This window comes from Weissella viridescens, assembly GCF_001437355.1.
Taxonomy (GTDB): Bacteria; Bacillota; Bacilli; order Lactobacillales; family Lactobacillaceae; genus Weissella; species Weissella viridescens.
Genome location: NZ_JQBM01000002.1, coordinates 317,267 through 332,867, shown reverse-complemented (window position 1 = coordinate 332,867; position 15,601 = coordinate 317,267). Strand labels below are relative to the sequence as shown.

The following is a 15,601-nucleotide window of genomic DNA, read 5'->3' as shown; positions in this document are numbered from 1 at the left end:
CAGTTGTCCTTTTCAAAGTCAGATTTGGACAAATATAGACAGATTTGCAATTTAAGCCCATCAAACTGTCTTAACTTCTCAATCCATTCCCGCAGTCCAAACGCCCCAAAGGCCATATCAGACCAACAAAAAAGAGACTTACCAAAATGAATTGGTAAGTCTCTATTTAAGTTTAATTACTTAGCGATGATTTCGTTGTATTCTTCACGAGAAACAACAGAAACTTGACGCTTATCACGGCCCATACGACCGAACTTTACAACGCCATCAGTCAAGGCGAACAAAGTATCGTCGCCTCCACGACCAACGTTTACACCTGGGTAGATGTGAGTTCCACGTTGGCGGTAAATGATTGATCCAGCTTTGATAGATTGACCATCAGCACGCTTCGTTCCTAGACGACGTCCTGCTGAGTCACGACCATTGGCTGATGAACCTCCACCTTTGTGGTGAGAAAGCATCGTCAAGTTGTTCAAATTCAATTGCATGATTTAAATCCTCCTCTTTCCGATGTCTTAGGCAATAGCGTCAATGACAACCTTGGTATATGGTTGGCGATGACCTTGCTTTGAGTGTGAGTGCTTCTTTGGCTTGTACTTGAAAGTAACAACCTTCTTTTCCTTACCTTGCTTCTCAACTGTTCCTGTTACAGATGCACCTTCAACGTAAGGTGTTCCGAACTTACCGTCAGCGAAGACGATCTTGTCAAAAGTAACCTTTTCACCGGCTTCGGCGTCAAGCTTTTCAACGTAAATTGTATCACCAGCGGCAACCTTGTATTGCTTACCACCAGTCTCAATAATTGCATATGCTGCCATGAGTCTGCAGACCTCCTATAATATATAATGCTATTTCTAGCGACAACTTAGACTCACCGTGCCCGCGGGTTTGCACCACTTAATACAGGCGACGAATGGTTGCAGTTTGTGGGTCACACAAACACAACATGAATATTATACCTAAACGAGGGCTCAATTACAATAGTAATGTCGCATTAATCCCGTTTTTATCAGTCTTTTCTCTTAGTTAAATCCGCGGTTTCGGCCACACCCAAGCGATTAAAGTCAAAATGACCGTAGTAACCAGCCCCCAACCAATTAGGCCTTGGGGTTGATTATGGACAAAGATTGGCCATTGACTGATAAGATCATGGTTATACATTGCCCAACCAATGTATGAAATAAGTCCAAGCCAACTCACGCCGGCGAGCCAAGTTAATAATTTTTTCATCATCATCCATTCCATCCATTATTCGTTTTGTATCATTATAGGCGTCTTAGTCTCATTTTTATATGCTTTGGCATGAATAAATTAATGAACCCTTAAGCCTGCAACTAATTTATTTATAATTTGAAACTTAAATTGTACAATAAATGTAAACATACAAATCTATACGGAAGGACGTGCACATACATGGCCACATTTATTAAAGCCCACTATGCTGAAGGAAAGTTTATCATTTCAAGCGAAATGGTTTTACCGAGTTTACGGATTGAAGGCGTAAATTCTGACACTTATTTCTCAGATGAAGGTGCGCATACTTACACAATCACTGACGAACAAGTGCTCAATTTTTTGAAGTCAGAAAATTTGGCACAAGCACGCTTAATCTATGGGTCACCTGCACAACCAGAACCGATAGATTTTAGTATTGAGAACTATTTCATCCCCGAGAATCGCTTGACTGCTACTGTTGGTCGCGAAAAGGTCTATCTCTTTATGGATGTGCAAGGACAGATGTGTTTCACCATTAATAATCAACCATCTGGCTTACCGCTTTATCGTAATACCAATCTCATTAATTTCGTTCAAAAAAATAACAGCATTGAGGTCACCCTTGATGTGTACTCAACTTCAGTTGAACCTTCTGATATCAATATTTTGGTTGGTCAGGATGATACACAACAAGTTGAGCGAATCCAAAGTGTTATGACCAGCACCTTTGATATGGGGCAAAGTTTATTCAAGAGTCGTGTCGTCGCAGAATTTTCACCAATTGATTTGGCACAAACATTCAACTTCACACCATCGAACCAAGTTGATGCGCAAACAACCGACTATGCCTTCTGGCTTGAAATTGAACAAGACAAACAAGATATTCAACCTGTGCCACAGCGACTTTTAGTTGAGACAGATTGCACTTCCGATGAATTATATCTTAAATGTAACCAATCGACGTGCTTATTGATTCAACCAAACTTGCTGCAAAATACACAATTGAGCTATGCTGCTAGCTACATTCCGGAGAACCTATACCTCCAGTTGAAAGCCTACCAGGCGAAGTTCCCAATTGTACCTGCCGACAATGCGAATGCGCGTCCAATTATTTTAATTGGTGAAGTTATTGGCCAAGCACACGATAACGGTAGTGTGATGTTCAACTATTTGAACAAATACCACTCTAAGGAATTCGATACTTATTATGTGATTCGCGCGGATTCTTCTGAAAAGGAAAATATTGATAAGTATCCTGATCAGATTCTTGATTTCCAAAGTCCGCGTCATCTGGAAATTTTCCTACAAACAGACTTGTTCTTGCATACGCATAACTCTGCCAATTTGGCACCGTTTAAGTCAGATTATTTAATTGAAAAAATATCAGCAACCAAGAAAATTGACCTCCAACATGGCATTGCCGGATTAAAGGCTCAACGCATTACCCAAACGCCTGATGCAAATGAGCAAATTGTTGTGAGTTCAAAACGTGAAGTTGAGTTCGTTGAGGAAGAGTTCGGTTACACCGAGCCCCAAATTTTACTCACTGGATTACCACGTTTCGACGCACTACTTCGCAATAAAATGTGGTCTAGTTTCAAAGCACGTAAGCATGTATTAATCATGCCTACCCGTCGTCGTAAGTTAATTGATGCCACTGATGAGGAATTTAAAGATAGCCTCTTCTTTAAAACATATATGGCTTTAATTAACAGTCCTGAGCTAAAGCAGATGGCCCGCAGGAAACATCTCCATATTTCATTTGTTTTGCATCCGGCCATGCAAAAATATGCGCCATTATTTAGTTCTGATTTCGTTAAAATTGTTGATAAAGCGCATAACAATGTTCAAGAATTACTCCGTGGCAATCAGGTCATGATTACCGATTACTCAAGTGTGAGTTTCGACTTTGCTTTGCAAAATCGTCCTGTCATTTATTACCAATTTGATGAACTTGTTGAAAATCGTCATTTTGCAATTGATCCACACGATATTGTTGGTCCGGTCGTTGATAATCAAGACGATGTGTTATTCGCTTTGAAGAACGCGCTTCGTCAAGAACATCTAACGAACGCCCAACGTTCACAGCTACCGGAAAATGTTTATATGCAGATGGATACACATGCACGTAAACGTTTGACGAAAGCCATTCAAAAACGATTTGAAAAATAGTTATTAACTACTAAATAAAAATGGTCGTAGACAATAAAGTCTACGACCATTTTATTTTTGCTTACAAATATTGTCCAGTCACTGACTTAGCATCGCTTACTGAACTTTCTGGGGTACCCGTATAGAGGATTTCCCCACCGGCGTTTCCACCAGCCGGTCCCATGTCAATCATCCAATCAGCCTGACGAATAACATCCACGTTGTGCTCAATGACAACTACAGTATTACCATTATCCACCAATCGGTTCAAAATATCTAAAATCAACGAGATATCAGACATATGCAACCCTGTCGTTGGTTCATCCAAAACGTAAATACCATTCTTACCAGCTAGCTCCTTTGCTAACTTCAAACGTTGTACTTCACCACCTGACAAAGTGTCTAGGCTTTGTCCTAAACTCAAATAACCTAACCCAACATCCACCAATTGTTGACACTTCTTCAAGATGGGCTTAGCTTCAAAGTAATCCAACGCTTCGTCAAAAGGCATCTCCATGACGTCCACGATATTCTTATCTTTATAGGTATATTGCAACACATCTGGTTCAAAACGATTACCATGACAATGTGGGCAAGTAATGTCATTTTGATCCATATATGACAAATTCAATTGTAGCTTTCCTGTTCCGTTACATTCGGTACAAGCCCCTTTTGAATTATAACTGAACAATCCTGAATCCACATCATTCGCTGTTGCAAATAGCTTACGCAACGGTGTCATCAAATCCATATAAGTTGCCGGATTTGAACGACTATTGGTGTGAATTGGCTTTTGGTCAATGTAAATGGCGTCTGGATGTTCTGGTAAGAACACACCCTTAATTAACGAACTTTTTCCTGATCCAGCAACACCAGTCAAGACCGTCAACGTTTGTTCCGGTACACTAAGCGCAACATCCTTCAAGTTATGCAATGAGCTGGCTTGAGTTTGAATAAAACGCTCGGCTGGGCGTGGCGTTTCTTTGAATGGTAATGCCAACTTCAAAGAACGTCCTGTTAGCGTATCGGATTCTAAGAGACCCGCATAACTACCAGTGTACATAATTTCACCACCGTTAACCCCAGCATGAGGTCCAACATCAACAATATAATCTGCAATTTTAATAACATCTGGATCATGTTCAACAACCAGAACTGTATTACCAATATCCCGAATTTCAGCTAACAAATCATTCATTCGGTGAACATCTTTAGGGTGCAACCCTGTACTTGGTTCATCAAAGACATAAATCATATCTGTCAAACTACTTGAAAGATTTTTAATCATCTTCACACGCTGAGACTCACCACCTGATAACGTACTGGTTTCACGTGTTAATGCCATGTAGCCCAACCCAATTTCAATCAAGTTATCAACACGTTCCTTAATACCATCAATTAGTCCTGACGCCCCTTCCGGAACCTCTAAATCTGCTAAAACAGTTGTTAATTGATCTAATTCCATATCAGTGAGATCAAAAATTGAGTAACCATCAATTTTTGATGCCAAAACTTGATCATTATAGCGCTTACCTTCACAATCTGGACACGTTTCAGCCACGCTAAACTCATCCATGATTTTCGCTGATGTCTTGGTTTGTTCCTTATCAGTCTTTACTTGCGTCCGGATAAAGTGCGTGACAAAGCCTTCGTACGTCACTTCTAATTTTGATTTCTTATACGTAATTTCCACCTTGGTTGGCTCACCATATAAGAACTGATGCCATTCTTCATCCGTATAATCCTGCAAGGGTTTATCATTATCAAAGAAGCCAGACTCGGCATAAGTGCGCCATTGCATACTATCAACTTTGTAACCAGGGTAGATAAACGGTCCTTCGTTCAATGATTTTGTCCGGTCAAACGCTGCATCAATGTTTAACGTAATAATCCGGCCCAAGCCTTCACATGTTGGACACATCCCCTGCGGGTCATTAAATGAAAACAGGTTCGCATAGTCGCCTAAATGTGGTGTCGCGAATCGCGAAAACAAAATCCGAAATAACGAATTGATGTCGGTCGTCGTCCCCAAAGTTGAACGAGCATTCCCACCCATGGGCTTTTGATTCACAATAATGACTGGAGAAAGTCCTTTAATATCATCAATGGCTGGCCGTTTGTACTTTGGTAAGAACGTCCGCACGATTCCAGAGTAGGTTTCGTTCATTTGACGACCTGACTCTTGTGCGATCGTATCAAATACAATTGATGACTTTCCTGAACCAGAAACACCTGTAAAAATCGTGATTTTATTTTTTGGAATTTCCAGCGAGATATTCTTTAAATTATTTTCATGTGCATTAATGAGTTGAATCGTTTCTGGCATATTTTACTCCCGGTAGATTAAAAAAGATAGCATCCGCGCTATCTTGTACGTCAATTATTTTGATTGTAGCCATTCATTAACTTCGTGCGTTGCATCTTCACCACCAGCATAAATTTGGTGCATGACCGGCAATCCCTGTGGTATTTCTTGAATTTGTTTACTTAGGCTAGCCTTAATCTCAGCATCTTCGACACCAAAACGTTCGATTTCCCAAGTCACATCCTTCGTCTGATCAACGTCTAATGTCAATACTGGATAGAACATAAACTGTTTTTCAACATAATGTGTATGATTCTTTTCATTCAAATAACTGACAGCCGCCGTCAAATTAGCACCAGCACTATCGCCGCCAATGATGAACTGTTTACTTGAAACAAAATCAGCTGTATCAGTCGCCAACCATGCTAGTACGGCGTAGCACTCTTCAACGGCCCATTTCCCCTTTTTCTCAGGCGCCAAGGCATAATCAACATTGATCACTGTTCGTTGCGTTATTTGGGCTAAGTGCTTAAGGAAATTTTGTGGCACAAGCGGTGCACCACCAACCCAGCCACCGCCGTGATAGAACACAATTGGGGTTAAATCGGCATCCAATGTTGCTGGCTGGTAAACATATAAAATTGTTCCAGTGTCAGTAACCACGCGCTCCGTTGCAACGTCTTCAGAAATATCAATGGACTCACTTCCCATCGTAGTTTGCATCTGCAACCCAATTTGGTCATATTGGGTTGGCTCAGTTAATGTAAATTCATTCGTACGTTCTGAATCCGGCGTATAAGGCCCTGAATTATCAGCCTTCCATTGTTCCATAATCGGATCATCATAACCAGGCTGCATATTTAGACCTGCTTTGGCTTTGTACTTAAGATTACCTTTCTTTTCGAACAACGCTTGCTCCCGTAAGTAATCTAAGTCTGCTAAATAATCTTGCTTGCTCGGTTTCCATGGAATCATATTTTTATACCTCTTATTGTTTTGGTTTAGGAGTTACGTTGAAAGCGTCAGCATCTAAGCTTTGGCAATTACAAAATAGTTACCTTCTGGATCAGGAAAAGCAAAAGTTTGTTGACCGTTGTTTTCCATAATATCAAGTGCTCCGGGAATTGCATCGTGCAATGCTTCAAAGTCATCGCTAAACAGCATTAGCGATGGCGTATTGCCAAGCACCTCTGGTGAATACTTCTCAATAAACGTCTTATCAAAAAGACTCAACTGCATCTGGGTACCAACTTGTAAGACAATATTTTTAAAATCATCTGGCAAGGCATTTGTTTCAGCAATCTCAGCTTTCACATACTTCTGCCAAAAGTCACTGATTACCTGCACATCGTCAACGTATAACATCACTCGCATTTTATTAAACATTATTATTGCTCCTTTATGAAGTACCCAAATCTATTTTGTTTCCTCGTCAGCGCGTTATTATGTCAGCTTATGTCTCTACGCTTTTAATCATAGAAGGGATATTGGCCCTTACGATAGTGGGTTAACACGACTTGATGCTGGTCATTAAAAATCTCAGGAAGATTGTCTAATGCAAAAAAGGCTAGGTCTGCAGTTTCTGCATTCGCGACTTCAAGTGTGCCACCAACCACTTCGACTTTAAACATCGTCACGATTGTTTGTGCCAAATCGCCATTTGGATAGCGTTGTGTTGCCTTTGATAGGCTACCTAATAACTGCGTCACTTTCACTCGAAGACCGGTTTCTTCCTTAAATTCACGTTGGCACGCTTCAGCCTGGCTTTCACCGAGTTCCAAGGCTCCACCTGGGAGACCCCAAGCATTGAAGTCAGTTCTTTTCTGCAGCAACACGTCTCCTTGGGCATTCGTTAAAATACCACCTGCAAAATTCAAGATAATCGGCTGATGCCCCACTGCTTCGCGCAGGCTATGAATATAATCATCACTCATTATGATTCCCCTCACACATTCAAGACAAAGTAGAAGGTGGCGGCAATCAAACAAGCCAATCCTGCAACTGTGAGTATCGTACGATTACGCATTGAACTATGCCCCTGAACACCATACATGAGACAAATCACGCCCACAATGAATAATATCAATAAAATACCAACGTCCATATCATGCCTCCTCCGCTATGGTCACTTCCAAAATCGTCTTTAGCTTCTCGGGTGCGGTCCGTTGGGCGTCACTCAAATAAATCTCTCGATGTGTCTTACTTGTTCGAACTGCTCCATGAGCATTAATGAAAGCATGCATCGTATCAAAACTATTCTGCTCGTCATCGTATGGTCCGACATGTAAGATGTGGCAAATTTTTGCCGGTGCAATTGTTCCGATACTGACTTGATCAATGCGCTCGACGTCAGCCTTTGCCGTTTGCGTTGCTGCCAGGGTCTCCTGAATAAAAGCATCAGGTACAAACTCAGGAATCACAATTTCTAAGCGATACACTAAATCCGCTTTCGTCCATGTTCCCAATTTTTGAGCACGTTCATTGATTGTCCAATAACCTTGTAACGGCGGGACCACATAATCATCGAAATCGTTAGCTTCGATGCCGGATTTTTTGTATCCCATTTTCAATCCATATGCACATGCATACATCGCTTGAATATCGACTGAAAAGTCTTCTCCATTAGGATCACCCGCCCCATTGATACAGAGACAGCGATAACCCGGACGTTCTAAAATTTGTGGTTTCTTTGTGGCATGATAACCGCTTGTTTTCTTTATATCAAATTTCATACGCATATCCCCTATTAATGACTCTATTATAACAAATATCATTCGTTAATTTGGCACATTCTAATATTTTTATCATTAACATGATATAATTTCATTAAATTAAAGCAACACTTAACCACCCTACGATAGGAGCTATTATGAATAACGAATTACTACGTCAGTTAACCGTACCTGAGCAAACCTTGGTCGATGCTGAAATTCAACGTCGGACAAAAAGCGAGGCCGCAACTTATATTCTAGCCGTAACTTTCGGTTGCTTTGGCGCACACCGTTATTACCGTGGTAAAACTGGAACTGCTGTCGCCATGACCCTAATTCCATTTTTAACATTCGGACTCGGTATTTTCATTACTTATATCTGGATGATTGTCGACCTTTGCTTAATCCCCGGTTGGCAACGCGCTGATGAAGCCGAAGTTGAACGGACAACCGCACAATATCTGTTGGATCGCCGTCAAACAGAGGCAACCACCTTCCATACAGATGACACCACTTATGGCGCTGCGGCGTACCCAGTTGTCTCAGCAACTACATTAATCCAACCAAATTCAGTTATTGAGTCTGAGGTTATCGCAGAAACCCACGCAACTAGTATGAGCCTCGCTTCAACGAGCACCTCAATTTCAGCTTCAATCAGTACATCACTGGCCGATAACCACGATGAATTATAAAAAAAGCTAACTCCGTGTGAGTTAGCTTTATATATTATTGTTCTTTCAAGCTATCCAAAATATCATCCGTCCGTGAGGCAATATTTTGCGCCAACATATGCATATTCTCTTCTTGATCTTGATCATAAGGTGTCGTTTTCGTTTCAAAAAGCAACTTTTCTTTCTTCAAATACGCAATCGCCATTGCCGTATTTTGAATCTTATTATTAAGACCAAATGTTGATTTAAAAGTTTGAACTAATGTAATTAATGCAGAAAAAATTGATACCATCAAAAGTAAGTTCACATTCTTTTCTGCCATTGAAATTAAGATTGGAATACTTGATGACAGTAAAATATTGGCCATACTTAGAATATTTGAAATCCAAATATACCCTTTATTTTTCTTTGTAATATGTTTAATTTGTGCATCTAAAGATGCCACAACATTGTCAAAATCCATTTGCCTACTCTCCCATGTCTTTTAAGTTAACTAAATTAGTTTAGCAATAAATATGGCTAGCAACAAGCTTTTATATCAATACATTAAGACGTCATTTAATCAACGAACTCATGGAAAGGAAATACACCTTATGAATATTTGGAACGATATGTATGAACAAGCAAAAACACTCTATAATCCCCGAAACATTTCGCCATTCATTTATGGCGGTCAAGTTGTTTGTGCGATTGAAAGCATAGACGATCAAATATATACCGGTGTCTGTATTGAATTCAATGGTGACTTCTATCGCCTTATATTTGTACAAATAAAAAACCGTCAACGCAAGGCTGACGGTTTTTTATTATGGACCCGGTGGGGTTCGAACCCACAATCGCTCGGGTAGAAACCGAGTGCATTATCCAGTTATGCTACGGGTCCAGAAAGATAGCTTGCATAAAGCAACTATCTAACTATTGTAAGGCTAAAATTAGCTTGGCGCAAGCTAATTCTCTGGTGTTACAATTTTGCGCACAGCTGCATCAATGGCAACTGGCTCTAAGGCTAACTCGTTTAGCCCTAACTTTAGGAAAGAGCGCCAGGCATGTGAAAAATCATCTTGGCGTTTTTGGTGATAACTATTCGATAACATTGTTTTAATGCCCGCAAATTGATGTAAAAGATAACGTTGTGGGAAGCGTTTAAAGGCATCCAAATCTTCATCTTCCAAAACAATCAAATGCGTCCAGTCTTGCTTCAAACTCACACACAAGAACTGAACTAGGGCTTGCGCATACAAATCAACAGCTTCCGTATCTGGTACGCCAGGTACTGGATCAGGAACATTTGCGTTTGTTGTATGGGTCGCCGCCATCAAATTACTCAATGAAATATCCAAATTAAGATAATCATTTAATAACATGTCATCCCTTTTTATGGGTCGCTCCCAATTACCACTAACTTCACCAAACATTGATTTAGTATCGTGTAAGTAACTCGCAAAATCTAGTAGCATCGTGTTTTATCCTTCCGATGTGTTATTTGAAGAATTAAGCGCTTCTCCAATCTCCTCTTCAAACGTCTTCCCACTTGTCGAAGTCGCCGATGTTGCATCAGCCGACGTACTCTCAGAACTATCTACCGCTGTCTCAGTATCATCTGTCTCTGAAGTTACCTCAGTTGGGTCTACCGTTGCATCGTCAACTGCAGCCTCTGGCGTTTCGCTTTCAGATTGAGCTTCTGCTTCAGCCTTAGCTTCAGCTGCCTGTGCTTCTTTTTCTGCCTTTTCAGTAGCTGCTTGAGCTTCACGCTCTGCCTTTTCTGCAGCTTCTTTGGCCTGTGCCTCAGCTGCTCGTTTAGCTGCAAGCACTTCCTCATCTAGCATTGGTGTTGTTCCTTGCTCAGCAGTAAAGATTGATTGAATATCAGTCGGCTGCGTTGTTTGAACAGCAAAGACTAACTGATCATAGCTCACTTCAAGCGTATCCGTTTCTGAAAGGTACCAGTTGGCAATAAAGTCATACTTCAAAAGAATATCTAACCATGAGTACTGATCACGACCATCAATAACTTGGAAATGCCAACGTTGTGCACCAAGTGCATTCGCATCATTCACAAAGAAAATACGGACTTCAGTATTATCATCTAACATGACACCGGCACCATTTGGAATACTTTGTAAGAAATAATCGGTGTCAGCCGACAAAACGAAGAGCTTATCCAACATGCCTTGTGGTTCAGCGTGTTGGATTAATTGGTAGACGTCGTCATCACGAGTTTCTAGCAAGTTGAAATCAACACTGTAATTGAAAACCCGTTCCATATAGCGACCAAATTCCGTCAACATCGTTGCGATAATTTGGTTTTGTTCAACAGTCACATGTTGCTTGGCAAAGTTACCAACTAACAAATCAATAATGCCACGTGCGTTGAATTGAATTTGCTTACGTTCAAGCGACCAGTAGAACAAGCGTTCACCCGTTGATAACTCAACAAAATAGGCGCCACCGTTTTGATCTTTGTTTTCTTCAAAGGCAAATGCGGCGGGTACGTTTAAGTTAGTCATCACCAAAGTGACAGTTTCTTTTTCAACAGGCAATAAAACGCTATATCCAGTGACCCCATCTAATTGCATAAAACGATCCATTGCAATTAAGAAATAATCTGCGTGGCTATATTGACGAGGTACTTGCACCCACTGTGTTTCTAGGTGGGCTTGCATCAACTGTTCAGCCATCAAGTGTACTGTCCCAGGTTCGCTACTCTCAACTAATTGTTGCGTTTGATTTAACTCATCTTGAATGGCATGAATGTTTTGATTTAACAGTCCAACATAGTTTTCAACGCGGTTCTGTAATTGATTAGGCATCGGCTTGACCTCCCTCCGCAACAGCAGCTAATTGCTTAACATAATCAACATAAAGGGACTTAGCAGCCGCCTCAAATTGATCAAAAGATCCAAATTTTTCATTAATCGCACGTTGCTCATAAATCAAAATGGTATCTTCTTTTGAATAGGCCAAAATCGTTGCGTTATTCTTTTCGATTTGGTCTGGTACTGTTTCAGCTTGTTCATCTTCTTCATCCAAAGCTGACAACTGCGTCTTCAAATTATCGCGCTCTTCAGTTGAAGGACGGTTAAAGAATCCACCCTTTTCATCTAATTGGGCTAATTGGTTTTCAAGATTTTGACGTTGCGTATTACGTTCGCCTTGCTTTTCCACAAGTTGTTGCAATTCTTCGTTAGTTTTTGTCAATTCATCAATAGCTGCTGAATGGTAACGTTGTCCCTTAGCTGCCAAACGAACGGACTCAACTAACTTCTGATACTCTTCTTGCTTGAACTTAAATTGCACATTAATGGGGTCTAGGCGTCCAAAATAAGCACGGTCCCACCAATTTCCAAAGTAAACTTCAAAAACACCCAAAGCACTTTCTTGATAGTAGAAGAAAGGAAACGCTTCAGCGAGATATTGAATCAATTTATCAGCTAAGTGGTGACTCAAATCTGGTTGCAAATCTGTAACCAAACTAGCCAAAGAACGATTATCATCCGCATGTTCCACCCCACGGATTAATTCATTGTACTTCTTACTATTAATTAATTCATAGACACGACGATCATCATGTTCATTTAGGGCAGTGGTGACGTCTTCAACATACTTCACCTTTGCATTTAATTTATTGTTTAATACGTTTTCATTATCCGGAATTTCCGTCTGAATGTAGGGCATATTTTCCATCTTTTTGTCCCTCCAAATTTTCTTAGTGTGTGTTTAGGATACTACTACTCCTTTACTATAACGCGTTACACAAAAAAAGCCCGTATCTGTAAGCAGATAAAGGGCTTTTTTTAAAACATTTAGAAAACTTTTATGTTTAGTATTGTTCGAGGTAGTTATCCAACTCCCATTGTGAAACTTCTTGACGGTATGAACCATATTCAAGGCGCTTAGCATCAATAAATGTACGTGCCATGTAAGATCCCAATGCCTTCTTCACAACATCATCACCTTCAAGATCATTTACGGCTGCCAAAAGTGTATCAGGTAAGTCACGAATTCCGGCCTTACGACGTTCTGTCTCATCCATAAGGTAAATGTTTTGATCTACTGAATCATTAGGTGTCATCTTGTGTTCGATTCCGTCTAATCCAGATTCAAGAATGGCCGCAAACGCAAGGTATGGATTTGCAGTTGGGTCAACTGAACGCAATTCAAGACGCGTGCTTTGTCCACGTGAAGCTGGGACGCGGACCATTGGTGAACGATTTGAACCAGACCAAGCAATGTAAACAGGCGCTTCAAATCCAGGAGTCAAACGCTTATATGAGTTAACAGTTGGGTTTGTCACAGCTGTAAAGTTTTGAGCGTGTTCCAAGATTCCACCCAAGAAATTATAAGCTGTTTCTGAAAGTTGTTCTTCACCCTTTTCATCAAAGAAGACGTTTTGTCCATCCTTGAACAATGACATATTCACGTGCATTCCATTTCCGTTAATTCCAGAAACTGGCTTTGGCATGAATGTGGCATACAGATTGTGCTTACGCGCAATCGTCTTAACAATTAACTTAAATGTTTGAATGTTATCCGCCGCTTCAAGGGCATCAGCATACTTAAAGTCAACTTCGTGTTGTCCTGGTGCAACTTCGTGGTGGGCTGCTTCAACTTCAAAGCCCATCTTTTCCATTTCCAAAACCATTTCACGACGTGTATTTTCACCTAAGTCGAGTGGGGCCAAGTCAAAGTAACCACCCTTATCGTTCAACTTAGTTGTTGGGTTACCAAATTCATCCATCTTAAACAAGAAGAATTCAGGTTCTGTTCCAAGATTGAAATTTGAATAACCCATGTTTTCCATGTCTTTAAGAACACGCTTCAAATTGCTACGTGGATCACCAATAAATGGCTCACGGTCCACATTATAAATATCACAAATCAAACGTGCTACTTTTCCACCATGTGAATCAGTCGCCCATGGGAAAATCATAAATGTATCAAGATCAGGGTATAGATACATATCTGATTCTTCAATACGTACAAAGCCTTCAATTGATGATCCATCAAACATCACCTTGTTGTCTAGCACCTTCTCTAGTTGAGAGATAGGCACTTCAACGTTCTTGATGCTTCCAAATACGTCAGAAAATTGTAGACGTAAAAACTCTACATTTTCATCTTGAATTAGTTGTCGGATGGTTTCTTTTGTATACTGCTTACGCATGAATAGATTCTCCTCTATGAAATTCTAAAAGTGACGACTGTTATCAAAACGACCAATTCGCACAAGTTCATCAGCGAAGGCTTTTCGCATCTCAACATCAGTGTTAGGTTCAGCTTTACGATGCTTCTTGGCATCCATCTCATGGATATCGGCTACCGTGTACCCCATATCCATGTAATCGGCTATTTCTATCAAACGATCAATATCATTTAAAGAATACCGACGTTGCTTTCCCGCTCCACGTTGTGGTGCAATCAATTCTTGCTGATCATAGTAACGAATTTGGCGGTCCGACAGACCTGTTAACTCACGAACTACACTGATTGGCAGGATTGCCAAATCACGTTTTAATTCTCGCTCAGACATCTATCAAACCTCCTATGCCATTACTATACCACTTTGGCTTGAAGATTTAAAATGAAATGTCAGCTAACCTGACACGAAACTTTGTGTTTCTGTAATAACCGCGTCAATTTCATCTGGATTTTGAACCAAATCATGCCATTCAATGTCCGGCATTTGATTGTTAAACCAGGTTAGTTGACGCTTCGCATACCTTCGAGATGCCTGTTTTAAGGCCTCCGTTGCCGTGTTTAAGTCAACTTGACCGTCTAGGTATGGAAATAGTTCTTTATAACCAATCGCTTTTTTAGCTGTGGCTGTATCTGGTAGTTGTGCGACCAGTTCTGTCTCTTCCAATAACCCGGTTTTAACCATGTCATCAACCCGTTGATTGATTCTGTCATATAAAACCGTACGGTCAGTATTTAGACCAATCAGTTTTGCATCGTAAAGTCGTTCGGGTTCAGGTTGTAGACTTGAAAAGGGTTGTCCTGACTGTAAACTAACTAGCAAGGCCCGTTTCAACCGTCTAATTTGGCCTGGTAAAATACGCGCAGCACTGATTGGATCAACTGCCTGCAAAGCCTCTCGTAATTTTCCTTCGCCGTTTTGACCGACTTCCGCATCCCATTTCGCTTCAAATGCCGGATCTGGTTCTTCATCAATCATTGCTAACGGACGGTCTCCTAATAGCGCTTGTACATAGAAGCCAGTTCCACCAACTAAAATTGGCACATGCCCTCGTTGTGTAATCGCGTTAATTTCGCGTCGGGCTTGTTCAACGAATTGTGCCACTGAGTAAGATTCAGTTGGCGCGACTAAATCAAGCATATGATGTGGAACGGCCGCTTGCTCAGTCGGTGTCGCCTTAGCCGTTCCAATATCAAGTTGTTGGTATACCTGCATCGAATCACCTGATACAATTTCTCCACCAATTGCTTGAGCAAGTGCAATTGATAGGGCTGTTTTCCCCACCGCAGTCGGTCCCACTATGACAATTAATTTTTGCATAATCTCTTCCTATCATCCTTGAACAATTCTT

General features: G+C 40.7%; 18 protein-coding genes, 1 tRNA gene and 1 other annotated feature. Of the genes, 2 read left to right on the top strand and 17 right to left on the bottom strand.

The genetic code is table 11. From position 1 onward, the window contains the following. Nucleotides 1–176: 176 nt before the first annotated feature. The 3 genes from rpmA to IV50_RS04185 form a co-directional block, all read right to left on the bottom strand. The gene (rpmA, locus tag IV50_RS04195) at nt 177–488 is read right to left on the bottom strand and encodes a 50S ribosomal protein L27 (protein ID WP_057745530.1); all 312 of its coding nucleotides are present in this window, start codon (nt 486–488) and stop codon (nt 177–179) included. Between the two features lie 27 nt (nt 489–515). Further along, nucleotides 516–818, bottom strand: coding sequence for a 50S ribosomal protein L21 (gene rplU / locus IV50_RS04190; RefSeq protein ID WP_057745527.1), 303 nt, complete (start codon nt 816–818; stop codon nt 516–518). 39 nt (nt 819–857) lie between these two features. After that, nucleotides 858–929, bottom strand: a sequence feature (ribosomal protein L21 leader region). Between the two features lie 97 nt (nt 930–1,026). Next, nucleotides 1,027–1,230, bottom strand: a complete 204-nt coding sequence (locus IV50_RS04185) for a hypothetical protein (protein WP_141324831.1) — start codon at nt 1,228–1,230, stop codon at nt 1,027–1,029. A gap of 183 nt (nt 1,231–1,413) precedes the next feature. Here IV50_RS04185 and IV50_RS04180 point away from each other — a divergent pair, with 183 nt between their 5' ends. Further along, complete coding sequence (locus tag IV50_RS04180; RefSeq protein ID WP_057745521.1) at nt 1,414–3,387, top strand: CDP-glycerol glycerophosphotransferase family protein; 1,974 nt, start codon at nt 1,414–1,416, stop codon at nt 3,385–3,387. A gap of 61 nt (nt 3,388–3,448) precedes the next feature. On the opposite strand, the gene IV50_RS04175 is transcribed toward IV50_RS04180, so the two are convergent. The 6 genes from IV50_RS04175 to IV50_RS04155 form a co-directional block, all read right to left on the bottom strand. Further along, a complete protein-coding gene (locus IV50_RS04175) occupies nt 3,449–5,692 on the bottom strand; it encodes an ATP-binding cassette domain-containing protein (protein ID WP_057745518.1) in 2,244 nt (747 codons plus the stop codon). A 54-nt stretch (nt 5,693–5,746) separates the two neighbouring features. Then, on the bottom strand, nt 5,747–6,646 hold the full coding sequence (locus IV50_RS04170; protein WP_057745515.1) for an alpha/beta hydrolase: 900 nt from the start codon (nt 6,644–6,646) through the stop codon (nt 5,747–5,749). Nucleotides 6,647–6,700: 54 nt separating this feature from the next. Beyond that, nucleotides 6,701–7,057 carry a VOC family protein gene (locus IV50_RS04165; RefSeq protein WP_057745512.1) on the bottom strand — a complete coding sequence of 119 codons (357 nt, stop codon included), beginning with the start codon at nt 7,055–7,057 and terminating at the stop codon, nt 6,701–6,703. 83 nt (nt 7,058–7,140) lie between these two features. Next, the gene (locus IV50_RS04160) at nt 7,141–7,605 is read right to left on the bottom strand and encodes an NUDIX hydrolase (protein WP_057745510.1); all 465 of its coding nucleotides are present in this window, start codon (nt 7,603–7,605) and stop codon (nt 7,141–7,143) included. Between the two features lie 11 nt (nt 7,606–7,616). Next, nucleotides 7,617–7,775 (bottom strand): hypothetical protein, encoded by a 159-nt coding sequence (locus tag IV50_RS07835; RefSeq protein ID WP_156405011.1) that lies wholly within the window; start codon nt 7,773–7,775, stop codon nt 7,617–7,619. A 1-nt stretch (nt 7,776) separates the two neighbouring features. Next, nucleotides 7,777–8,403, bottom strand: coding sequence for a GyrI-like domain-containing protein (locus tag IV50_RS04155; RefSeq protein ID WP_057745505.1), 627 nt, complete (start codon nt 8,401–8,403; stop codon nt 7,777–7,779). A gap of 137 nt (nt 8,404–8,540) precedes the next feature. On the opposite strand from IV50_RS04155, the gene IV50_RS04150 reads away from it, so the two are divergent. Continuing rightward, complete coding sequence (locus IV50_RS04150) at nt 8,541–9,074, top strand: TM2 domain-containing protein (RefSeq protein ID WP_057745502.1); 534 nt, start codon at nt 8,541–8,543, stop codon at nt 9,072–9,074. A 34-nt stretch (nt 9,075–9,108) separates the two neighbouring features. Here the strand turns inward: IV50_RS04150 and IV50_RS04145 are convergent, their stop codons facing one another. From IV50_RS04145 to miaA, 8 genes are all read right to left on the bottom strand, one after another. Then, the gene (locus IV50_RS04145; protein ID WP_057745499.1) at nt 9,109–9,516 is read right to left on the bottom strand and encodes a DUF4231 domain-containing protein; all 408 of its coding nucleotides are present in this window, start codon (nt 9,514–9,516) and stop codon (nt 9,109–9,111) included. Nucleotides 9,517–9,862: 346 nt separating this feature from the next. After that, nucleotides 9,863–9,936, bottom strand: a tRNA-Arg gene (locus tag IV50_RS04140). 64 nt (nt 9,937–10,000) lie between these two features. Beyond that, a complete protein-coding gene (locus IV50_RS04135; protein ID WP_236697695.1) occupies nt 10,001–10,417 on the bottom strand; it encodes a dUTPase in 417 nt (138 codons plus the stop codon). A gap of 99 nt (nt 10,418–10,516) precedes the next feature. Then, nucleotides 10,517–11,863: a hypothetical protein gene (locus IV50_RS04130; protein WP_069201673.1), complete on the bottom strand. Its 1,347-nt coding sequence runs from the start codon at nt 11,861–11,863 to the stop codon at nt 10,517–10,519. After that, nucleotides 11,856–12,737, bottom strand: coding sequence for a hypothetical protein (locus IV50_RS04125; protein WP_057745493.1), 882 nt, complete (start codon nt 12,735–12,737; stop codon nt 11,856–11,858). The genes IV50_RS04130 and IV50_RS04125 overlap by 8 nt, the downstream gene beginning before the upstream one ends. A 136-nt stretch (nt 12,738–12,873) precedes the next feature. Further along, the gene (gene glnA, locus IV50_RS04120) at nt 12,874–14,217 is read right to left on the bottom strand and encodes a type I glutamate--ammonia ligase (RefSeq protein ID WP_057745489.1); all 1,344 of its coding nucleotides are present in this window, start codon (nt 14,215–14,217) and stop codon (nt 12,874–12,876) included. Nucleotides 14,218–14,241: 24 nt separating this feature from the next. After that, nucleotides 14,242–14,583: a MerR family transcriptional regulator gene (locus tag IV50_RS04115; protein WP_057745486.1), complete on the bottom strand. Its 342-nt coding sequence runs from the start codon at nt 14,581–14,583 to the stop codon at nt 14,242–14,244. Between the two features lie 63 nt (nt 14,584–14,646). Next, the gene (gene miaA / locus IV50_RS04110) at nt 14,647–15,570 is read right to left on the bottom strand and encodes a tRNA (adenosine(37)-N6)-dimethylallyltransferase MiaA (protein ID WP_057745483.1); all 924 of its coding nucleotides are present in this window, start codon (nt 15,568–15,570) and stop codon (nt 14,647–14,649) included. Nucleotides 15,571–15,601 lie beyond the last annotated feature (31 nt).